The sequence below is a fragment of the Methylomonas sp. 11b genome, from assembly GCF_000515215.1.
Taxonomy (GTDB): Bacteria; Pseudomonadota; Gammaproteobacteria; order Methylococcales; family Methylomonadaceae; genus Methylomonas.
The window spans coordinates 5,165,159-5,186,081 of record NZ_KI911557.1 but is presented as its reverse complement, the minus strand read 5'-3'; the positions used below and the strand labels follow the sequence as shown (position 1 = coordinate 5,186,081).

Annotated in this window: 18 protein-coding genes; 12 read left to right on the top strand and 6 right to left on the bottom strand. The window is 51.3% G+C overall.

Annotated features, from left to right (window positions below; translation table 11 throughout):
• The first annotated feature begins 11 nt into the window (after positions 1 to 11).
• The 4 genes from nadB to METH11B_RS0124780 all read left to right on the top strand — a co-directional run bounded on the left by nadB (position 12) and on the right by METH11B_RS0124780 (position 5,447).
• Positions 12 to 1,667: an L-aspartate oxidase gene (gene nadB / locus METH11B_RS0124795; protein ID WP_026604351.1), complete on the top strand. Its 1,656-nt coding sequence runs from the start codon at positions 12 to 14 to the stop codon at positions 1,665 to 1,667.
• Between the two features lie 258 nt (positions 1,668 to 1,925).
• Positions 1,926 to 3,647, top strand: coding sequence for a lysophospholipid acyltransferase family protein (locus tag METH11B_RS0124790; RefSeq protein WP_026604350.1), 1,722 nt, complete (start codon positions 1,926 to 1,928; stop codon positions 3,645 to 3,647).
• A gap of 14 nt (positions 3,648 to 3,661) precedes the next feature.
• A complete protein-coding gene (locus tag METH11B_RS0124785; RefSeq protein ID WP_026604349.1) occupies positions 3,662 to 4,678 on the top strand; it encodes a M14 family zinc carboxypeptidase in 1,017 nt (338 codons plus the stop codon).
• Positions 4,671 to 5,447: an alpha/beta fold hydrolase gene (locus METH11B_RS0124780; RefSeq protein WP_026604348.1), complete on the top strand. Its 777-nt coding sequence runs from the start codon at positions 4,671 to 4,673 to the stop codon at positions 5,445 to 5,447. The genes METH11B_RS0124785 and METH11B_RS0124780 overlap by 8 nt, the downstream gene beginning before the upstream one ends.
• Positions 5,448 to 5,456: 9 nt before the next feature.
• Here METH11B_RS0124780 and METH11B_RS0124775 read toward each other — a convergent pair whose 3' ends face one another.
• Positions 5,457 to 5,774, bottom strand: coding sequence for an H-NS histone family protein (locus METH11B_RS0124775; protein ID WP_020482187.1), 318 nt, complete (start codon positions 5,772 to 5,774; stop codon positions 5,457 to 5,459).
• A 62-nt stretch (positions 5,775 to 5,836) separates the two neighbouring features.
• Complete coding sequence (locus METH11B_RS0124770) at positions 5,837 to 6,532, bottom strand: DUF2914 domain-containing protein (RefSeq protein ID WP_026604346.1); 696 nt, start codon at positions 6,530 to 6,532, stop codon at positions 5,837 to 5,839.
• A 139-nt stretch (positions 6,533 to 6,671) separates the two neighbouring features.
• Here METH11B_RS0124770 and METH11B_RS0124765 point away from each other — a divergent pair, with 139 nt between their 5' ends.
• The 3 genes from METH11B_RS0124765 to METH11B_RS0124755 are packed head-to-tail and all read left to right on the top strand — an operon-like array spanning position 6,672 to position 11,393.
• Complete coding sequence (locus tag METH11B_RS0124765) at positions 6,672 to 9,515, top strand: 2-oxoglutarate dehydrogenase E1 component (RefSeq protein WP_026604345.1); 2,844 nt, start codon at positions 6,672 to 6,674, stop codon at positions 9,513 to 9,515.
• The gene (odhB, locus tag METH11B_RS0124760; RefSeq protein ID WP_026604344.1) at positions 9,505 to 10,695 is read left to right on the top strand and encodes a 2-oxoglutarate dehydrogenase complex dihydrolipoyllysine-residue succinyltransferase; all 1,191 of its coding nucleotides are present in this window, start codon (positions 9,505 to 9,507) and stop codon (positions 10,693 to 10,695) included. Before METH11B_RS0124765 ends, odhB begins: the two co-directional genes overlap by 11 nt.
• A 59-nt stretch (positions 10,696 to 10,754) precedes the next feature.
• Positions 10,755 to 11,393 (top strand): MBL fold metallo-hydrolase, encoded by a 639-nt coding sequence (locus METH11B_RS0124755; RefSeq protein WP_026604343.1) that lies wholly within the window; start codon positions 10,755 to 10,757, stop codon positions 11,391 to 11,393.
• A gap of 183 nt (positions 11,394 to 11,576) precedes the next feature.
• Here METH11B_RS0124755 and METH11B_RS0124750 read toward each other — a convergent pair whose 3' ends face one another.
• Positions 11,577 to 12,023, bottom strand: a complete 447-nt coding sequence (locus METH11B_RS0124750) for an Rrf2 family transcriptional regulator (protein WP_026604342.1) — start codon at positions 12,021 to 12,023, stop codon at positions 11,577 to 11,579.
• Positions 12,024 to 12,132: 109 nt separating this feature from the next.
• Between METH11B_RS0124750 and METH11B_RS0124745 the strand changes: the two genes are divergently transcribed.
• The 3 genes from METH11B_RS0124745 to METH11B_RS0124735 are packed head-to-tail and all read left to right on the top strand — an operon-like array spanning position 12,133 to position 14,575.
• Positions 12,133 to 12,471, top strand: coding sequence for a hypothetical protein (locus METH11B_RS0124745; protein ID WP_020482193.1), 339 nt, complete (start codon positions 12,133 to 12,135; stop codon positions 12,469 to 12,471).
• A complete protein-coding gene (locus METH11B_RS0124740) occupies positions 12,464 to 13,069 on the top strand; it encodes a c-type cytochrome (RefSeq protein WP_026604341.1) in 606 nt (201 codons plus the stop codon). The genes METH11B_RS0124745 and METH11B_RS0124740 overlap by 8 nt, the downstream gene beginning before the upstream one ends.
• Entirely contained in the window at positions 13,070 to 14,575 is a 1,506-nt protein-coding gene (locus METH11B_RS0124735; RefSeq protein WP_026604340.1) for a cbb3-type cytochrome c oxidase subunit I, read from the top strand.
• 93 nt (positions 14,576 to 14,668) lie between these two features.
• On the opposite strand, the gene METH11B_RS0124730 is transcribed toward METH11B_RS0124735, so the two are convergent.
• Complete coding sequence (locus METH11B_RS0124730; protein ID WP_020482196.1) at positions 14,669 to 14,863, bottom strand: hypothetical protein; 195 nt, start codon at positions 14,861 to 14,863, stop codon at positions 14,669 to 14,671.
• A 483-nt stretch (positions 14,864 to 15,346) separates the two neighbouring features.
• Between METH11B_RS0124730 and METH11B_RS27380 the strand changes: the two genes are divergently transcribed.
• Complete coding sequence (locus METH11B_RS27380) at positions 15,347 to 16,963, top strand: methyl-accepting chemotaxis protein (RefSeq protein ID WP_026604339.1); 1,617 nt, start codon at positions 15,347 to 15,349, stop codon at positions 16,961 to 16,963.
• Between the two features lie 99 nt (positions 16,964 to 17,062).
• Here the strand turns inward: METH11B_RS27380 and METH11B_RS0124720 are convergent, their stop codons facing one another.
• Entirely contained in the window at positions 17,063 to 18,652 is a 1,590-nt protein-coding gene (locus METH11B_RS0124720; protein WP_026604338.1) for a GTPase, read from the bottom strand.
• Complete coding sequence (locus METH11B_RS0124715; RefSeq protein ID WP_026604337.1) at positions 18,633 to 20,372, bottom strand: GTPase; 1,740 nt, start codon at positions 20,370 to 20,372, stop codon at positions 18,633 to 18,635. Before METH11B_RS0124715 ends, METH11B_RS0124720 begins: the two co-directional genes overlap by 20 nt.
• Before the next feature lie 115 nt (positions 20,373 to 20,487).
• On the opposite strand from METH11B_RS0124715, the gene METH11B_RS0124710 reads away from it, so the two are divergent.
• Positions 20,488 to 20,922: a DUF6694 family lipoprotein gene (locus METH11B_RS0124710; protein WP_020482200.1), complete on the top strand. Its 435-nt coding sequence runs from the start codon at positions 20,488 to 20,490 to the stop codon at positions 20,920 to 20,922.
• Position 20,923: the final 1 nt, after the last annotated feature.

Genomic DNA, 20,923 nt, shown 5'->3' with positions numbered 1-20,923 from the left:
CGGCCGCAAAGTTGACCACACTGACAGCAAACCAACCCATCAACACCGCTGATTCCTATTATGACATCCTTATCGCCGGCAGCGGCGGCGCCGGCCTGAGTCTTGCGCTCCATCTCGCCGACACCTACAAGGTGGCGGTGCTCGCCAAATTCGCACTGACCGAATGCAGCACTTATTACGCCCAAGGCGGTATCTCCGCGGTATTCGACGAAGAATACGATTCCATCGAATCGCATATAGAAGACACCTTGATTGCCGGCGCCGGCCTGTGCGACCCGGAAATCGTCAGACTCACCGTCGCTCAAGGCCGTCAAAGCATCGAATGGCTGCGTCAGCAAGGGGTAAACTTCACTGAAGAGCGTAATGCCGACGGCGCCAAACAATTGCATTTAAATCGCGAGGGCGGCCACTCGCACCGCCGCATCGTCCATACCGACGATGCCACCGGCAAAGCGGTATCGCTATCGTTGATAGAACGCGCCCAGGCTCACCCCAACATTACCCTGCTGGAGTATCACAATGTCGTCGAACTAATCACCGCCAACAAATTGGGCGTGAGCGACCAACGTATATGCGGTGCCTACGTGTTGGACAGCAAATCCGGCAGCATCAAATCGATAGCGGCGAAAGTGGTGGTATTGGCGACAGGCGGCGCCAACAAGGTTTATCTGTATTCAACGAATCCGCATATTTCCAGCGGCGACGGCATTGCACTGGCCTGGCGGGCCGGCTGCCGGATCAGCAATATGGAATTCATGCAATTTCATCCGACCTGCCTGTATCACCCGACCGCGCGTTCGTTTTTAATCAGCGAAGCGGTGCGCGGCGAAGGCGCACATTTGATCCTGCCTGACGGCGAACGCTTCATGCGCCGCTACGACGAACGCATGGAACTGGCGCCGCGCGACATCGTCGCCCGCGCCATTGATAGCGAAATCAAAAAACACGGTATCGAATGCGTCTACCTGGACATCAGCCACAAATCGCGAGAGTTTATCCAGAAGCACTTTCCCACCATTTATATGCAATGTCTGGAACTGGATATAGACATCAGCCAGCAACCGATTCCCGTGGTACCTGCGGCGCATTATACCTGCGGTGGCGTGTTAACCGACGCCAACGCCCGCACTGACATCCCCGGCTTGTACGCCATCGGCGAGGTCGCCTGCACCGGATTGCACGGGGCTAACCGCATGGCCAGCAATTCACTGCTGGAGTGTTTAGTATTCGCCGAACAAGCCAATCAGGACATTCGCCGCAGATTCGCGCAATTGCCGGAACCGCTGCCACTACCGGATTGGGACGAATCTAAAGTCGGCGACTCTGACGAGGAAGTGGTAATCGCGCACAATTGGGACGAATTACGCCGCTTTATGTGGGATTATGTCGGCATCGTCCGCACCAACAAACGTTTGGAACGGGCGATGAACCGACTAGTCTTGTTGAAAGAAGAAATCGCCGAGTATTACGGCCAGTTCCGCATTACTAGTGACCTGCTGGAACTGCGCAATCTGGTCATCGTGGCCGAGCTGATCATCCGCTGCGCGCAGCAGCGCAAGGAAAGCCGGGGCTTGCATTACACCAAGGATTATCCGGATCTGGACAACAGTCAGCCGCCGCAAAACACCGTATTGACACCCGAGAAACCCAGCCGGAAAGCTCACTGATTATCGTCGTTGTTGTTTGAAAGCACGACTAAAAACGGGTTCGATAACCTATTTCGGCCCGCCAACATCCGACACCTAAACCGCAATTTTTGCTAAGAATAAACCACACCAACAGCCTTCTCTGCCGTTTGGGGCAAGTCGTTTAGGGCTTATCAACCATTGGCTGACTGGCATTTTCATCAGCCTGCGGCTGACATATTTCTGACATATTTGCCCACTAGAATCGCCGCCATACTCCTTTTTCCAGGACACTGAGCGATGATCGATGCTGAACGCATTCTGCAAGAAACTTATCCCGACTTTAAATTTGGCAAAGACAATAAGCTGGTCGTACAAGCTTTAAAAAAACTGATCCACGAAGACGATTTCAACGACGTCATCCGCAAAAACCAACACCTGCGCGGCTTCGCCTTTCTCGACAAGCTACTGAATTACTTCAAATTCAATTATCAAGTCAGCAACGATTGCTATAACAATATTCCCTCGGAAGGCCGTCTACTGATCGTTGCCAATCACCCAATTGGAACGCTGGATGGTTTGGCCTTGGTGAAATTGATTCGTTCCGTGCGGCCCGATGTGCGTATCGTTGCCAACCGAGTCTTGTCGCACATGGAGCCTTTGCAATCCATATTTCTGCCGGTCGATGTACTGTCCGATAAGAAAAAGCTAAAAGATGTTTATAAGGTGATGCTGGATGCGTTGGAAAACGAAGAAGCCATCATTTTCTTCCCGGCCGGCGAGGTTTCGCGCATCACACCCAAAGGCATCCGCGACGGCGCCTGGCAATCCGGCTTTATTAAGCTGGCCCGCCGGGCACAGTGCCCTATCCTGCCGATCTTTATTAAGGCCAAGAACTCGGCCTTATTCTATAGTGCATCGACGTTGTACAAGCCGTTGGGCACGATGCTATTAGTTAAGGAGATGTTCAACAAAAAGGGCCAGGAGATTAAATTCATGGTCGGCGCGCCGGTGCCTTATCAAGTCGTTGCCGATAGCGAGGAAAGTAATAAACAGCTCAGTCAGCGCTTTCGTAAGCACGTGCAAAACCTGGGCAAGAAAAACAAACCGGCGCTATTCGAGACCGTCGCCACCGTGGTGCACCCTTCGGATACCAAAGCCGTGAAGAAGGCGCTGTACCAATCACGTTTGCTTGGCGAAACCCGCGACGGCAAAAAGATCTTTTTATACCAGTTTCAAGACGATTGTCCAGTGATGCGGGAAATCGCCCGTTTACGCGAACTGACATTCAGAACCGTCGAAGAAGGCACCGGGCTAGCATTGGATCTGGACAAATTCGACATTTACTACAGCCACATCGTGCTGTGGGACGATAACGATCTGGAAATCGTCGGAGCCTACCGGGTCGGAGACGGCCCTGCCATTATGGCCAGCCATGGTATAGACGGTTTTTATACGCAAACCCTGTTCGATTTACGTAACGAATTCGAAGCTTATCTACCTCACAGCATCGAGCTAGGCCGCAGCTTTGTGCAACCGCGTTATTGGGGACAACACAGCCTGGATTATCTTTGGTACGGTATAGGCGCCTATTTGCGCGAACGGCCGGACATAAAATATCTATTCGGCCCGGTCAGCATCAGCAATGCCTACCCGCAGGCCGCGAAAGAACTGATTATCGGATTTTATCAACAGCAGTTCGCTTCCGACTTACAGAACACCAAGGCCAGAACGCCCTTCGTGATGTCCCAACAGTGCAAAGCTTTCGCGGCCACGGAATTCAGCGCCGACTACTCCACCAGTTTCAAAATATTGAATAGCGAACTAAAAAAACTGGGCGTCAAAGTCCCTACTCTTTATAAACAATATGTGGAATTATGTGTCGATAAAGGCTGCCATTTCGTCGCCTTCAATATCGACCCGGACTTCAATAATTGTATCGACGGCCTGATCATGGTGGAGGTCGATAAAATCGCGCCCAAGAAAAGACAACGCTACATCGAAAAATCGCTGGCCGGTTAGAGTTGCGCGAATTCATGGAAAATCGTTCATTCCCGGAGCTGGAACAGCTGGAAACTCTGATCGAGCAATTCGGCGACCGCGCCCATTGCGAGATCGTCGAGCAAATCACCTATAAAGACAGGCAATTTCCAATCCACTGCCTCAGCCTTGGCTCAACCAGTCCGGATGTTCCGGTATTGGCTTTTTTCGGAGGCGTGCATGGCTTGGAGAAAATCGGCTCGGAAGTAATCCTGGCGTACTTACAAACCATCCTGCAATTATTGGATTGGGATGAGGAATTTAACGCCCGCTTGCAACATTCGCGGCTGGTATTCGTGCCCATCGTCAACCCGGTAGGTGTCTATCGAGGCACGCGCTGTAACGGTAATGGCGTGGATTTGATGCGTAACTCTCCCATCGAAAGTATCGGTAATACGCGGCTATACAGCGGTCAGCGTTTCAGCGCCAAGCTGCCCTGGTACCGCGGCGATGAATCGAAAATGGAAAAAGAAGCCCAGGCATTATGTCGGGTGGTGCATAAACATCTGTTTGACGCGCCCTTGTCGATTGCTATCGATCTGCATTCGGGGTTTGGCATCCACGATAGATTATGGTTTCCCTATGCGTCCTGTCAAACGCCGTTTCCGGGCATAGCAGAAGCTTATTGCTTAAAACAATTGTTTGATCGCTGCTACCCGCACCATTTCTATAAAATAGAGCCTATGAGCCAAGAATACGTTATCAGCGGGGACTTATGGGATTATCTATATGACGATTTTATAGACCGGCACGGCAAACAACGCGTATTTCTACCCTTAACCCTGGAGATGGGCTCTTGGCTGTGGCTACGCAAAAGTCCGACGCATTTGTTTCAACGTCACGGCTTGTTCCATCCCTTGCTGCCGCATCGTCAACAGCGCATTATGCGCAGGCATCTAACCTTATTCGATTTCTTATATCGCAGCCTGCTCTACCCGAAAAAATGGGCGACGTTGAACAGCCAACAACAAGAGCACAATCGGCAAAAGGCTATGGATTTCTGGTATGCCTGAGTCATCAGCCAAGCAGCATTGGTTATTACTGCGTGGACTGTGCCGAGAGGCTGCACATTGGGGAAATTTTCCGGATTTGTTGCAGCAGGCTTTTCCACAATCAACCGTCAGCACTATCGATTTGCCAGGTACCGGCCGATATTACCGAGAACCCAGTCCGGACAGTATCGAAACGATAACGGAACAAGTCCGCCGCGAGGCTTTAGCGGTCGGTTTACTGGCAAAACCTGTCACGGTACTCGCATTTTCCCTTGGCGGCATGGTGACCTGGGAATGGTTGCAGCGCTATCCGCAAGACATCGCTGCAGCCGCCCTCATCAATACCAGCTTTGCGGGCCTAAGCCCATTTTATCGGCGCATGCGTTGGCAGAGTTATCCGCAGTTTTTTGAGTTATTGCTAGAAAGGGATTTATATAACAGGGAACTGGCAATTCTTCAGCTGGTTAGTAACCGGCAAGACCTCTACGCGGAAACGGCCAAGGCCTGGAGCGCCATACAGCAAGTTCGGCCTATCAGCCTTGCTAATGGTGTCAGACAGCTGAAAGCAGCGGCACGCTATCGACCTAGCCAGAGAAAACCGGAAACACCATTGCTGTTATTGAATGGCCGGGGCGACCGTTTAGTCGCACCGGCTTGTTCCGACGCCATTCATAACAAATGGCAAATCGACATCTTCACGCACCCGTGGGCGGGCCATGATCTATGTTTGGACGATGGAGCCTGGGTAGCAAACCGTTTAAAAGACTGGATAAACCAGACTACGGTTTAAATCCGAAGATTATTTGATTTCAAACTCAGCTTTACTGCGACCGGAAGCCAGCAATTCCTGCATCCATTTCGGCGCCAATCCACGGCCAGACCAGGTTAAAGATGCATCGTCAGGACTACGGTACCTAGCCGCAACTTTACCGGTTTTTCTTTCGGATTTCTTCTCGCCGTCTTGAATATCGACAGTTACGCCAATAGAAGCCGCCAATTCCTTTATTTGCGCAATAACTTCCTTGCGTTTACTGGATTGTCTTTCTTTTAATGCTTTTTCGGCATTATCAATAACAGCCTGTAATTCGGCTTCGGATAGTTTATTAAAGTCAGTCATATTTTCCTCGTTAATCAAAAAACGCAATCAATTCTATCACCCGGCGTTTCTAAATAAAACTATTATTCAGAATTTACTGAAAAATTGACTTCGGAATATACCTTGCCTTTCTTATCCGTCAACTGTACTTGCCATTCGCCCTTATCTTTGGCAGACAGGGTTTTACTAGACCATACCTTGGTTATTTTATCTTTCATATCCAATTGTTTTTGATGCACGATTTGACCGTTACGCGACCATCGATGAAACAAAGATCTACCCTTCATGTTTTTTATCTCACTAAAATAAAAAACTTCCTGGGATTGGTTAGGAATAACTCTCAGCGGCGACTTAATCGGCTCACCGGGTTCATCATCCTTGGGCTCGGTATTTAAAGATGCTCTGATAACCTTTCGGTCCAATATAATCGCCGCCGGCTTTTTAACACTGTCGATTTTTTTAACACTTTCAGAGTGGGCTGCTTCCTTAGGCACTATCGCCGGCACTGGCTTTTCTATTAGCGCCGACTCTTGCCGTTCAACAATTTCAGCATCCGGTGTATTAAATTTTTGAACTTTTTCCGTGGTATCGATCAGAGTATCACTATCTTCGTCAGCGCCGCCAAACCATGAAAACAATACTATTAGCATCAAAACTAACACCAGAACCGCAACCAGTATCCTGCGAATATGCCAAACCGTTACCGTTTGCGGCTCCGTGCTTATGCCTGGGTGTTTCTTATCATAATTAATTTTGATAACTACTTTATTATCAGCCATGTTTTTTCCCGATATTGAATCAACCAAACGAAACTGGAATCATTTGATGCACTAGCCCGTTACAACACATTGTCCTTGGTAATATAACATTTTAGTTCTAACATAATCGGTTCAACTTGCCGAAAACCTGGATGTTTGCATGAGTAGCCTGCTTAAACAATTCGAAGAGTCCTCCTCATTGTACGGAGGCAACGCCCATTTCATCGAGTACTTGTACGAACAGTACTTGAGCAATCCGGAATCCATCAGCCCAAGCTGGCGGCAACGCTTCGACCACATTCGCAGCGGCGCCACCGAAGACACACCGCATAGCGTGATTGTGGAGCGCTTCGAAAAACTGGCGATTGCGGAACCGGGCAGGCTGGCCAGAATGCAGGGGTTTACCGAGCAAAGCGTCAAGAAGCAATCAGCGGTAGCCCGCTTGATCAATCATTACCGGGTCAAAGGCCATCAGATAGCCTCTAACAATCCGCTTGGTCAATCGCAAAGCGTCCCTGCTGACTTGGAACCTATATATTATGGTTTGACCGATGCGGATATGAGCACGCTGTTCGACACCGGCGGCTTGTGCGGCGTTGATCGCTTACCCCTAAAAGCGATTATTCAAACGCTTAACGAGATTTACTGCGGCAGCATCGGCAGCGAATACATGCACATCGTCGATGACGAAAAGAAACGCTGGATCAAGGATAAACTGGAAGGCGCGAAACCGGATTTCAGCAGCCATCCGGAAAAACGCCAATGGCTGTTAAAGTTGTTGATTGCCGCAGAAGGCCTGGAAAGATTCCTGCACCGCAAATATGTCGGCCAAAAACGCTTTTCGCTGGAAGGCGGCGAGTCTTTGATTCCAGTGCTGGACGAATTGATCCAACGCGCAGGCGAACACAAAGGCAAGGAAATCGTCATCGGTATGGCCCATCGCGGCCGTCTGAACGTACTTATTAATATACTGGGAAAAAGCCCGGCGGTACTGTTCGGGGAATTCGAAGGCACCCACACGTCCTCGCCCGGCGTACTAACCGGCGATGTCAAATACCATCAAGGCTTTTCGTCCAATATTGCCACACCGGGCGGCCCGATTCATTTGACGCTGGCCTTCAACCCCTCGCATTTGGAAATCATCAATCCGGTGGTGGAAGGCTCGGTAAAAGCCCGCCAAGATCGGCACGGCCCGGATGGTTTTGACGCGATCTTGCCGATATTGATTCACGGCGACGCCGCTTTTGCCGGCCAGGGTATTGTGATGGAAACCTTGAACATGTCGGAAACGCGCGCCTTCTCCACCGGCGGCACCGTGCATATTGTCATCAACAACCAAATCGGTTTTACCACCAGCAATCCCTTCGATGCCAGATCCACCCTGTACTGTACCGACGTAGCCAACATGATTCAGGCGCCGGTATTTCACGTCAACGGCGACGATCCGGAGGCGGTGATTTTCATCACGCAATTGGCATTGGATTACCGTAACACCTTTCATAAAGATGTGGTTATTGACTTAATTTGCTACCGCCGTCATGGTCACAACGAGGCGGACGAACCGGCGGCTACCCAGCCGATGATGTATAAATCCATCCGCGATCACCAGACCCCGCCGCAAATCTACGCACAGAAATTAATTGCGGAAGGCGTGGTCACGGAAGACATGGTGCAGAAAATGGAGCAGGATTACCAACAACTGCTCAACGAAGGCCAACCGGTATCACGGCCGATTATAGAAAACAACGTTTATTCATACTCGGCGCGCTGGGTGCCTTATCAAAACAAACATTGGGACACGCCGGCCGACACCTCTATAAGCTTGGAGCATCTCCAATTCTGCAACCAGCGTTTGCAAAGCTTGCCGGAAGGTTTTGAACTGCATCCCAGAGTCGCCAAAGTCATGGAAGACCGCAATAAAATGGCGGCCGGCGAAATTCCAATGGATTGGGGCTTTGCGGAAAATTTGGCTTATGCGACGCTACTATTGGAAAAATACCATATGCGCTTGACCGGCCAGGACATCGGCCGCGGCACGTTCTCGCATCGCCACGCCATTTTGCTGAATCAAGCCAACGGCGAAAATTACATCCCGCTCAAACATTTAAGCGAAAACCAGGGCCGCGCACAAATCTTTAACTCCTTACTGTCGGAAGCCGGCGTGTTGGGTTTCGAATACGGCTACAGCTCCACCGAACCGAATAAACTGGTGATCTGGGAAGCGCAATTCGGCGATTTCGCCAACGGCGCGCAAGTAGTCATAGACCAGTTCATTTCCTCCGGCGAAACCAAATGGGGCAAGCTCAGCGGCTTGGTCATGCTGCTGCCACACGGTTTTGAAGGTCAAGGCCCGGAACATTCCTCGGCTCGCCTGGAACGTTATTTACAGCTATGTGCCGACCACAATATCCAAGTCTGCGTCCCCACTACACCGGCACAAATTTTTCATTTGCTGCGTCGACAGATGCTGCGCCAATATCGCAAACCGCTTATCGTCATGAGTCCGAAAAGCCTGCTACGGCACAAGCTAGCGGTATCGACACTAAGCGATTTGACCCATGGCGAATTTTTGAACGTGATAGGCGAACAGGACGATATCGATCCCTACCACGTCACGCGCATCGTATTGTGCGCCGGCAAGGTATATTTCGATTTGTTGGAAGCTCGCCGCCTGGATCAGGAGCAACTGCGCCATGTCGCGATTATTCGTATCGAGCAGCTCTATCCGTTTCCGAACGAGCAATTCAAACGCGAAATCGACAAATACCCCAATGTCGAACATATTGTCTGGTGTCAGGAAGAACCGAAAAACCAAGGCGCCTGGTACCAAAGCAAGCACCATTTTTTCGATTTGCTAGACAAGAATATCCCGATCAGCTATGCCGGCCGGGTCGCGTCGGCATCACCGGCGGTCGGCAATTACAAAACCCATCTCAACGAACAACGCGCCGTGGTAAACGCCGCGCTCTATGGCAGCAACGAAGGAAATACACATGAGCTTTGAAATACTGGTCCCCAGCCTTCCCGAATCCGTATCCGATGCCACCCTAGTCGCATGGCACAAACAGGCGGGCGAATGGGTCAACGAAGGCGACAATCTGGCCGACCTCGAAACCGACAAGGTCATCCTGGAAGTACCTGCACCAAAATCCGGAACACTGGTAGAACTGGTGGTACAAGACGGCGAAACCGTAGTCGGCGGTCAGCTACTAGCCAAACTGGATGCCCAGCCAGCCAAACCGGCTCAGGTAACCGAAAAAACCGAAGACGCCGTCCTTAGCCCTTCCGTTCGCAAATTGGTCGCCGAAAAAGACCTTGACCCGCAAGCCATCGCCGGCTCCGGAAAACATGGCCGAATTCTGAAAACTGATGTTTTGGATTTCTTGAACACACAAGCGAAAGACGCGCCACCTACTCCAGCCCCCGCGCCACCACCGGCAACGGAAACCCACTCGCCCTTATCGGCCACAGCCGTGGCCAGCCTAAGGCCGGAACAGCGGGTGCCGATGACTCGCTTGCGTGCCAAAGTGGCCGAACGCTTGCTGCAAGCCCAGCAAAACGCGGCGATGCTGACTACCTTTAACGAAGTCAATCTCAGTGCGGTCATCGATCTGCGCAATCACTACAAAGATCGTTTCGAAACCAAACACAGCATCAAGCTGGGCTTCATGTCGTTCTTCGTGAAGGCATCCATTGAAGGCTTAAAACGCTTCCCGGCGATTAACGCGTCTATTGACGGCAGCGACATCATTTACCACGGCTACTACGACATCGGCATCGCCGTCACCACACCGCGCGGCTTGATCGTGCCGATTTTGCGCGACGCTGATCAGCTGGATTTTGCCGGCATCGAAAAAGGCATACACGATTTTGGTAATAAAGCCCGCAACGGCTCGATCAGCGTTGAAGATCTCAGCGGCGGCACCTTTACCATCACGAATGGCGGAATTTTCGGCTCCATGCTCTCTACACCCATCCTGAATCCGCCGCAATGCGCGATTTTAGGCATGCACGCCATCAAAGACCGGCCGGTGGTGGAAAACGGTGAGATCGTTATTCGGCCTATCATGTACCTGGCTTTGTCCTACGACCATCGTTTGGTGGACGGCAAGGAAGCGGTGCAGTTTTTGGGCATCATCAAGGAATGTCTGGAAGCGCCGGCGCATTTATTACTAAATATCTAACTTACTGATCCATCACTCCCGCGCAAGCGGGAGTCCAACTTCCAGCCATCATCGATTTCATGCGCTACACCATTATTCCCGTCACCGCCTATCAACAAAACTGCACCTTACTGGTCTGCGAACAAACCAATAAAGCCGCTCTGGTCGATCCGGGCGGCGACCTTGATGTATTGCTGAAGGAAGTCAAAAAACAAGGCGTGGCGTTGGAATCGATACTGGTCACCCACGGCCATCTCGATCATGTTGGCGGTGTTGCGGAGTTGGCCGAAAAACTCTCGTTGCCAATCATCGGCCCGCAAATTGAAGATACCTTCTGGATCGAGGCCTTGGCGCAGCAATGCCGGATGTTCGGTTTTCCGGAATCGAAAAGCTTTACTCCTCAACGTTGGTTGAACGACGGCGATACGGTAAAGGTTGGCAACGAGGTATTACAGGTGATCCATTGTCCGGGACACACGCCGGGCCATGTGGTGTTCTTCAGCGAGGCACAGCGCTTGGCGCTGGTTGGGGACGTGTTATTCAAAGGCTCGATCGGTCGCACCGATTTCCCCAAAGGCGACCATCAAACTTTGATCGACTCGATTGAATTAAAACTCTGGCCCCTGGGCGAAGATGTGAAATTCATCCCCGGCCATGGCCCGATATCTACCTTTGGCGTGGAAATGCGCAGCAATCCCTTTGTTGGAGCCTACCGCTAATCGAACAAAACCAGCCCAAGGACAGGTTAAAACGGAGGAACTAGCATTCTGGGTAAATAGCTGCCAGCGGATTTTATTGACAACGGTAGGATGGGTAGAGGCGATAGCCGAAACCCATCGCATCAGTTTGAGGATACTTGATGGGTTTCGCTTCGCTCTACCCATCCTACACATTGCAATGCCTCAACCCTGTTTTAGCGGTACGCCATCCAAGCCACCCGGCCGGGGCCCTGGCACCAAATCGCTCAAAACCGCCTTATCCAAAGTCTGTAAAAACTGCTCTATAGCGCCGCCTAATAATCCTATCAGCCCACAATCTTTCTCCAGGGCGCAACGGCCCTGTTTTTTGGGATTGAAGCATTCGGCCATCTGAAAGTGTCCCTCCACTTCCCGTACCACATTGCCGACACTGATCTCCCGCGCCGGCCGCGATAAACGAATACCGCCGCCCTTCCCCCGCACAGTTTGCACAAAGCCTTTTACGCCCAGTTTGTGTACCACCTTGACCAAGTGGTTTCTGGAAATGCCGAAATACTCGGCCAATTCAGTGATTGTCACCAATTTCTCGGTGTTAATTGTCAGATAAATCAATACGCGCAGCGCGTAATCGGTGTGTGCAGTCAATTGCATGTCGATGAGTTCAGTTAAAGCTGTATTTGAAATAAATGTTAATGACGCTTACACTTGCCAAAAGTTGCATTTATAAACCATGTTATAAAACTGTCCGGCGGTAAATTTAATGTTGATCGAACCCGTTGCCCTGTCCGATTTTTTCCTGAGCTTTTTCAGCGCGGCGTTGATCATCTTGCTGGCTACCGTGTATGCCGCTTTATATGCCTGGTCCAAGATCAGCGGCCGCCGCGCGTTCGGGATTGCCGCTTGGGTAATCTACGCCGGGTTGCTGATTTGCGTCGGCGTGTTCAGCTACGTCAACCATTTTAACGATTATTGGCTGCTGCTGTCGTTGTTAATGGTACTCGGCTACGGCTGGATGCCGCGTCTGATCTGGAAGTTGTGTGCCGCGACGCACGACGACGAAACTCATCACTCTCATCAATCTGGAGGTCATCATGACTGAGCAAAGCCCGCCCCGCTGGGCGTCGGAAACATTCTGGAAAAAAACCGCGATCTGGGTCACCGGCGGTTCTTTTGTGTTACTGGTCATTTTAAGCTTCGATTCGATGAAACAAATCAGCGCCGGCGGTCCCCGCGTGCCGGCTTACAGCGTGATAAACAAAGACGTCAGCTACCGCTTCGACAAGGCCAAACAGCGTTACCAACCGACCATAGGCGACGACGCACCGTTGTTCGGTAAAACTTTAAGCGAAGCAGAAGCCGAAAAACTGGTCGATCATGGCAAGAAAACCGTACAAGCTAAAAACTGCATGAATTGCCATACCTTGCTCGGTAACGGTGCCTATTTCGCGCCGGACTTGACTAAAGCCTGGCTGGATCAAGGGTGGGGCGCCAAGGAATCTCGCGAACAAATGATGGTGAACTTCCTGCTCGATCCGGAAAAAAATGCCCGCACTTACGGCTCCAACCGCAAGATGCCCAATCTGGACATCACGCCGCCGGAAGCGGAAGCCATCGTGGCCTTCCTGAAATGGATGTCGTCTATCGACACCAACGGCTTTCCGCATAATTTCATCGCGCTCGGCGAAGAGGACAAATAAATGACGCTACAAGCCTATCAAGAAAAAGCCGAGGTTTGCGCGGCCAATTGCAAGCAACGCTATGCCGCATTCATGGCCAATCCAAATTTGAGCGGCGGCCAAAAACTGGCCGTGCATTATTTTACCGTGGCGATGGTGCTGTTTATGGCGCAACTGTTGTTCGGCCTACTGGCCGGGTTGCAGTTTATCTTCCCGAGCTTTCTGTATGAAATCCTGGATTTCAACGTGAACCGCATGGTGCATATCAACGCCATGGTCATATGGATGCTTTACGGCTTCCTCGGCTCGGTTTACTGGTTTCTGGAAGACGAAAGCGGCGTACCCATCGTCGGTTTGAAATGGGGCCAGCTGGCGTTTTGGGTGCTGACCGGCGCTGTCACCATTGTGGTACTGGTTTACCTGCTGATTCAAATCGGCAGCGGTACCGATACTTCATTGTGGTTGATTAACGAAGGCCGCGAATACATCGAAGCGCCGCGTTGGGCCGACATCGGCATCGTCGTGGTGATGCTGACCTTCTTTTACAACGTCGCCGCTACCTTTGCCAAGGGCAAATGGTCGGGGATTGCCGGCGTTTTAACTCTGGACTTGGTCGCCTTAGCCGGCTTGTATCTGGCCGGCATGTTTTATGTCACCAACATTTCCGTCGATCAATACTGGTGGTGGTGGGTCATCCATCTCTGGGTGGAAGCCACCTGGGAAGTGCTGGTGGGCTGCATCATGGCCTGGAGCTTGATGAAGTTGCTGGGTGTGCGCCGCAACGTCGTACAAACCTGGCTGTATATCGAAGTGGCCTTGATGTTCGGCTCCGGCATTTTAGGCTTGGGCCATCATTATTTCTGGATCGGCACGCCGGAGTACTGGTTTACCATCGGCGGCTTCTTCTCCGCGCTGGAACCGATTCCCTTAGTCGCCATGGTGGTGCATTCGATTTACGATGCCGGCGCGCATAAATTCAAAAACAGCAACCACCCTGCCCTGGCTTGGATCATCGCTCACGCCTTCGGTAACTTCCTCGGCGCCGGCGTTTGGGGCTTTATGCACACGCTGCCGCAAATCAATTTGTATACCCATGGCACCCAATGGTCGGCCTCGCACGGTCATTTGGCCTTCTTCGGCGCTTATGCGACGATCAACATCGCCTTCTTCTACCTGGCGGCGCAACAAGCGCGCGGTAATGTCTGGATGGGCGGAGAGCTAGCCAATGGCTGGCGTTGGAAAGCCGCGGCGATTTTGCTGAACTTGGGCGTGATGGGCATGACAGTGGCTTTATTGATCGCCGGCTACGAACAATCCTTTATCGAACGGGCGGTCGAAGGCTCAACCTGGGCCGGCTATTTTGCCGCACAAAATCACCCTTGGTTCATGCAAGCAATGATTTGGCGGATGGTATTCGGTTTGATGACCGCAGTAGGTGGCGTCTTATTATTCTGGGATTTACTGGAAATCGGCAAGGGCGAGCAACGGCCGGCGGCGGTTATTGACAGCGAAGCAGTAACCCATTAGATCAACGGTGCGGCTTGCCGCTGGGCAAATCCGCCTAGTCTTCGTAAGCTTAAGGCGAATACGCTGCCGTATTCGCCTTATAAAGGCTTTATCTCAAACCGGAGAACATTGCGGACACGCGGTTGGCTTGGCAAATCTCTCACCGGCCTTCTTCGCCGCACTGGTCACGCTGCTGATCGAACCCAGATAATAAATGGCCTCTTTAGCAGGTAGCAAAGAGCAGCTGGATTTATGAATCAGGTGATCGCCATTTTCTTGCGCGCTTATCTCAATAAAAAACTCTGCCATTGTCTATTCCTCTTGATATAGGTTTTATAAATACCGGTCCGAACCGGTAGAACCGTGTTCAAAAATCGAACTTCTGTAGACCATCGAACATTCGGCCTGAGCGATGTTATGAAAATGACATGAATCACAGCTAATCCAGGCCATTTTGCGGCTCAGTTAACTGGCAGCAAGAAATAGACCAGAACAGGTCATATTGAAAACCAAAACCAGCCGGTACACCAGCCCCGCTCATTCAGCGTTAAGCGACACCTTATTGGGGGTATGTGTTAAACAACATAAAGCACCCGACAAATAAGATTCCTCCTTACCGTTAACGCCACACAAACACTATTAATCCAAGCATCTGCTGATAGTCGCCCCCACGCAGACTGGCCTATCGCCTTTCCGTTATTTAAGCCCTATCTCAGTGGCTGATTGTTGCATTCAAAATTTCTTCTACAATTTCTACTCAGTTTTCACGTTATGAATACAGGGGGAATGCGTATGCTGAATCGTTTTTCGATAGCCACCAAACTTCAACTGATGTCTTGGTTTGCGTCTCTACTGCTGGCCGGCCTGGCGTTACTTGGCTATCACGCATTAAATTTTCTCGGAGATGCAGCACACCGTATGGGACAAGGAAAAGATATTGTCGCCGACATTCTACCGCCCCCTTTATTTCTGGTTGAAGCTCAGTTAATGGCCGAACAGCTTTACCATGACAAAGATAAAGAACCGAAGTATGTGCGATTAAAAGAACTGAAAATCGAGTATGACACCCGCAATCGCTATTGGGAGTCCACACAGGGTATTCCCGCCCAACTAAAACAAGCCATATTGGGCACGCAACGCGAACAAGCTGATCAGTGGTGGAAAGAATTGGAGGAACGCTATATTCCAGCAATCAAGGAAGGTGATGTAAAAACAATGGACCTGGCGATGGAACGCCTGGATCAACAGTACGAACGACATCACGAAGCATTGGAAGAAACAGTCAAAATTTCCAACCAATATTCCAATGAAACCTTGGCAAACCTTAACCAGACCGTCGACAGCACAACCTGGTATCTGGTGGGACTGGCATTACTGGGCGCAATAGCGTTCGTGATAATGGCCTACGTGATTATTCACCAAATCCGTTACAGCCTTGATCAAGCGGAAAAAGTCACTGGGGCTATCGCCGCCGGCGACCTGACGGTGGTAATTCCCGATGTAGGCGACGATGAAATCGGACAACTTCTCAGAAAGTTGGCGGAGATGCGCAAGAACTTACACAATCTAATCTCCGATATGCACAACGGCGTATTCCAACTTAATCGATATTCGGCGGACCTGTTAGAGGCCGCCGCGCAAGAATCGATTATCGCCAATAACGGTTACGAGGCAGCTTGCAGCATGGCGGCCACTATCGAACAGCTCTCGGTATCGCTCGAACAAGTCAACGGTAATGCGCTGGACGCCAAGCAGGTTGCGTTCGAATCAGGACAGCGCGCCGAGTCATCCACAAAAGTCATTAGCTCCACCGCCAAAGAGATGCAAAAAATTTCAGCCATTGTTGTAAATGCGGCCGACTACATTCGCAATCTGGAAGCAATCAGCTCGGAAATAACCAGTATTGTTGATGTGATTCACGGTGTCGCCGAACAAACCAATCTGCTTGCTCTGAACGCCGCGATTGAAGCCGCTCGAGCCGGCGAATACGGCCGAGGTTTCGCAGTGGTTGCAGACGAAGTAAGAACCCTTGCCGAGCGCACCAGCACATCCAGCGGTGAAATTAAATTAATGGTGGAAAAAATTCGTCAAGCCTCCAAAGCCGCCGTGCAGGCTATGGAAAGTGGTGTAACCGGCGTTGAATCCGGCGTGGCGCTTTCCAGCCAGGCGGGCCAATCGGTCAACGAAATTCTCGATGCCCAATACCGCGTCACATTGTCGGTAGACGGGATTAGTGGCGCACTGGGCCAGCAATCGGCTGCTACACGCGATATGGCTGATCGGGTGGAACAGATCTCGCAAAATGCCAATTCGCTGGCTAAAACTGTAGAGAAAACCAAGCAAAGCGCGGAACAATTGGCACAACAGGCGGCAAGCCTAGATAAGTTGGCAGCACGATTCAAATTGTAAGAAGACTGTGCTTTTCAGACGCAAACTTAAAATTTATCCAAGCTTGGGGCACTTGGATGCACGTTAATCTTAGCCTGCAAAACCTCAAACTGAAGAATCTCACTTAACCAACAATACCCGTCCCAGGAGGCTTCCATTTTCCAGAGCCATCGTTGGCCCGGCACCGCAACGCTCGATCAACCCTGCAAGTTGCTGCCCCAGCACTTCATGCCGTTGTTGTTCGCCCAACATCGCCTGTTTGATCTCCGCTCTCACCTCCGCCAAAGCCTGCTGCAAACCTTTCTGTAAGCCTTTCAACGCCGCTTTCTGCAAGGATGGCTGGATTTTTTTGTGCAAGAAAAACGGAATAAGCCAACTCAAGCCAATCAGCAACACGCTATGCACCGCAAAGTCAGTACCCAAATAAGCAGTGGCAGTGGCGTCGGCGGCACTGTGGTAGTAGCCGGAGAATACTTGATAGCCCACTGCGCCCATCGCCGCCAGAGGCAAGACAGTTTCGCAGATCGCGGTGAATTTCAACAGGAAACGCTGAGCGCCGTTGCCGGGCTGCAATAACGCCTGTCGGCCAGCCAATTCGGTTTGGGCGGTGAGATTTTTGTCGGTGTGCTCGCGCACATTTTGTAACGCGTTCTTCAAGGGCTTGCTGGGAATATTGGCTTGCGCGGCTTGCAACACCAATTCGTCCAGCAAATCGTTCAGGCGGTTCTGCGCCCAGTCGTCCCACAATTTGATGTCCGCTGTTTGGCCCAAGTTCTCCGCCCAGAATTGCGCGAGTTGCTTGATCGGCCAGGCTAGACCTTGTTGCAAGCTGGCTTCGGTATGCTGCCATAGTGCATCGAAGTTCTGCTGTAATTGCACGTAGTCTTGCGCGGAAAAATCCTCGGCCAGTTGTTGCAAGGTCTGCTTTAGGTGCTGGCGGCGCAATTGTTCGCTGCGCTGTTCCAATTGGGCGACGCTATGCTGTCCAGAGAGTTGCCGCAACTGCTCCAGCAATGCGGCGAACTCGTCGCCGTCCGGTTCGCTGCAACTGGTGCGAAAGATTAAAGGATCGGTAAAACCGGCCTTACCCAGCTGCTGTTTAAAATCGTCGTATTGCACCGACTGGCCACGATCCCACTGATTCATCACAAACAGCCAGGCGTGTTTCGCACCTTCCGCCAGCAGCAGCTGCCAGGCTTTGTTATCGCGGTAGCGCTCTGGGCTGACTACATAGAGTAAAGCGTCGATATGCGGCAGCCATTCCAGTACCAAACGTTTGTTGCCGAGTTCAACGCTGTCGAAATCCGGCATATCAATCCAGACGATATGGCTGTTTGCCGCATCGTTGTGCTGGCTGATCTTGATGCTGTCCAAGGGCAGCCCGGCCGGCAACTTGTTAATCGCCAGGCTTTGATGGTGATACAAGGTCACTTCCCGCGAAGTGGGGCGCTCGATGCCGGCCCGGGCAATGGCTTGCCCTGCCAAACGATTCAACAAACTGCTTTTACCGACACCGGTGCCGCCCATGAAGGCAACAATCAACGGTCTGCTATCCGGATCGGATTGACTCGCGGCAAAGAGGCTTTCCGTACTGCGTGCGTCTATCGTGGTCAATAATTGCGCCCGTTCCGCACTCAATCGGCCTTCGGCTTGCGCGGCTGCGGCCCATTGCCGGGCTTGAGTCAGCAATTCAGAGTAATCGTAAGCCATGTTTCTTCTCTTTCAGCGCCAGTTCCGCGGCGTGGCATTGTTGTTCGGAGATATTAAAGCGGGTGGGCGACAGCACGCCTTGCGGCAACAAATACAAGCGCTGTTTCAGGCAGGCCTCGAACAGCGCGGTTTTCACGGTATTGAGCTGATGCTGTTTTAATTCGGCTTCGACCTTATGCATGTAGCTGCCGATGGCGCTTTCGGCTAATAAGGACGTAATGGTCAGCATCAATGGGGTAATCACCAAATCATGAATACCGATACCGCCGGCCTGGATCGCCAGCAATAAAGCGCCGGCATCCGTGGTGACGCGGGTAGCGCGCAGGCTGTTCAAAACCATAGGCTGTTCTTGCAGTTTTACGTATAAACGCTGCGCCGAGGCTTCTACATCCTGTTGAAAATCGCTGTGATAATCCGTCACCGCCTGGCGATAAATCTGTAACAAATCGCCGCGTTTTTGTCTCAGCGCCATCGCGGTTTCTTTCCACCAGCGACTATCGGCCGGCTCGGTTTCGGTTTTCTCCAGCAAACGGTCGGCGATTTGAATCAACAGATGCTCGCCTAACTGATTCAGTACCCCGAGTTCCTGATTGGGATTGATAGGTGTGCCGCCGCCCAAGGCAAATAATTTACGAAACGGCCAGGTCATGGCCCTTCGGGTCTTGCCCAAGGCCTTGGCGATGCCGGGGATTTCCAGCAAGGTCAGCAGATTTAACAAAGCGTTTTGAAAGGTTTCGTAATGATGCGGATGGTTCAGATAATCGCGCTGGTACTCCTTAACTGCCTGCGCCAACGCTTGATCGACCAGGGTTTGCCAATGATGCTGAGCATGGTGCTCGGCGAACACCGGTTGTAGCCAGTCCAGCCAATAGCGGCTAAGTAATTGCTGCTGACGAGCGGCGTGTTTATGCCGGGTAACCTTTTTCGCCAGATCCGCGAATGCGTGCGCAGCCGACTGCGGCCAGCTCGGCACGGCCGGGGCTTTTTGGAATAATAAGGGCACCACGATAGGCAAAGTATCTTGCCGGGTTTGCAGCCACTTTTGCCGCAGCGAATCCAGAATCACCGGCTCGCTGCCTTCGTTAAGTTTATTCACGCAAATCAAGGTAGGCTGCTGGAAAACCTCGATGGCTTTCATCATTTCCCAAACCGATTGATCGGCGTATTTTTCTTTACTCACCACCAGTACCACGATGTCCGCCAGCGCGATGGTGCGGATCACGCCTTCCCGATAATCAGCGGCGTCTATTGAATCGAAATCAGGCGTATCCCAGCAGACGCAAGCCGGCAACAAAGCCGAGGCGCCGGGGCTTGGACTCAAGGAATAGCAATCGTATCTTCCCGGCCGCAGCTCAGTTTGCTCCAAACGTTGAAAGCGGCCGAAATAATGTTGCATGCCGTCGCAGTCGTCGGGCGTCAGGCCGTGGCAAAAGCCTTGGGCCTGTACCGTGTAACCGGCCAGCGGACTCACGCCGGCGGCGTTGGCATCTAACAGCAGATTAACGACGGAACTTTTACCGGCCTGCGTCGGCCCGATCACGGCGATTTGCAGCGGAAAACCGGGGTTTTGGTCCAGCAGCTCGCCTTTGCGAATAAAGGCTTCGCCGTGCAACAATTGCTCTATACGTTGCTGATAATCCAGGTACTGGGGATTTTTTTTATCCAGCTGCTGTAGCACAGTTTGGTAACGCTGTTTGAGAAGTTGGATAAATTCCAGCATGTGGTAAGCTTGTGTTTTTAATTACCGAGTAATTTGGTTTGTTTGGTAACCCGCGTTGCAACCATTATAAATACAAAATTCGGGTTTGTTTATTTAGCCACTGGGGGGCTGCATCATGAAAAAAGCGTCAACTGTTTTGGTTTTTTTAACCTGTGCACTTTTGGCTGGTTGCAATAAAAGCAATCAAATCAACGGCAGCAGTTTAAAAACGGTCAATCGATCAATCAGTCAAATCAAGGAAAAATTGCCGCTAGACCAACGCATCGAGTTTGAAGTGTCTTTCTGGACCTTACGCGATGAAATCCGCAATAACAAGGAGTTTTTGGACGCTATCGATGGCAAGACACCGGAACAATTGGTGGAATCTGGCAAAGAGTTATTTGCCAAACGTAAAGCTGCCGGCAGCAAAGACTACGAAAAGTACGACAACTGGGACCAAATGATTTCCCAATACTCGCAAGAACGTATCGATCAAAACCGCAAGAAAACCCCTGACCAACGTGACAAAAACCCACCGGCACGGGTCGATTACAAAATGCACTCCATGTAAT

Excerpts from the sequence above, each read along its gene's own strand:
- METH11B_RS0124750 (WP_026604342.1), bottom strand. The coding sequence starts at position 12,023 with ATGCAATTGACTGCACACACCGATTACGCGCTGCGCGTATTGATTTAT.
- METH11B_RS0124770 (WP_026604346.1), bottom strand. The coding sequence starts at position 6,532 with ATGGCTGATAATAAAGTAGTTATCAAAATTAATTATGATAAGAAACAC.
- METH11B_RS27380 (WP_026604339.1), top strand. The coding sequence starts at position 15,347 with ATGCTGAATCGTTTTTCGATAGCCACCAAACTTCAACTGATGTCTTGG.
- METH11B_RS0124785 (WP_026604349.1), top strand. The coding sequence starts at position 3,662 with ATGGAAAATCGTTCATTCCCGGAGCTGGAACAGCTGGAAACTCTGATC.
- METH11B_RS0124780 (WP_026604348.1), top strand. The coding sequence starts at position 4,671 with ATGCCTGAGTCATCAGCCAAGCAGCATTGGTTATTACTGCGTGGACTG.
- METH11B_RS0124735 (WP_026604340.1), top strand. The coding sequence starts at position 13,070 with ATGACGCTACAAGCCTATCAAGAAAAAGCCGAGGTTTGCGCGGCCAAT.
- METH11B_RS0124765 (WP_026604345.1), top strand. The coding sequence starts at position 6,672 with ATGAGTAGCCTGCTTAAACAATTCGAAGAGTCCTCCTCATTGTACGGA.
- METH11B_RS0124790 (WP_026604350.1), top strand. The coding sequence starts at position 1,926 with ATGATCGATGCTGAACGCATTCTGCAAGAAACTTATCCCGACTTTAAA.
- METH11B_RS0124710 (WP_020482200.1), top strand. The coding sequence starts at position 20,488 with ATGAAAAAAGCGTCAACTGTTTTGGTTTTTTTAACCTGTGCACTTTTG.
- METH11B_RS0124730 (WP_020482196.1), bottom strand. The coding sequence starts at position 14,863 with ATGGCAGAGTTTTTTATTGAGATAAGCGCGCAAGAAAATGGCGATCAC.
- METH11B_RS0124745 (WP_020482193.1), top strand. The coding sequence starts at position 12,133 with ATGTTGATCGAACCCGTTGCCCTGTCCGATTTTTTCCTGAGCTTTTTC.
- METH11B_RS0124755 (WP_026604343.1), top strand. The coding sequence starts at position 10,755 with ATGCGCTACACCATTATTCCCGTCACCGCCTATCAACAAAACTGCACC.
- odhB (WP_026604344.1), top strand. The coding sequence starts at position 9,505 with ATGAGCTTTGAAATACTGGTCCCCAGCCTTCCCGAATCCGTATCCGAT.
- METH11B_RS0124775 (WP_020482187.1), bottom strand. The coding sequence starts at position 5,774 with ATGACTGACTTTAATAAACTATCCGAAGCCGAATTACAGGCTGTTATT.
- METH11B_RS0124720 (WP_026604338.1), bottom strand. The coding sequence starts at position 18,652 with ATGGCTTACGATTACTCTGAATTGCTGACTCAAGCCCGGCAATGGGCC.
- METH11B_RS0124715 (WP_026604337.1), bottom strand. The coding sequence starts at position 20,372 with ATGCTGGAATTTATCCAACTTCTCAAACAGCGTTACCAAACTGTGCTA.
- METH11B_RS0124740 (WP_026604341.1), top strand. The coding sequence starts at position 12,464 with ATGACTGAGCAAAGCCCGCCCCGCTGGGCGTCGGAAACATTCTGGAAA.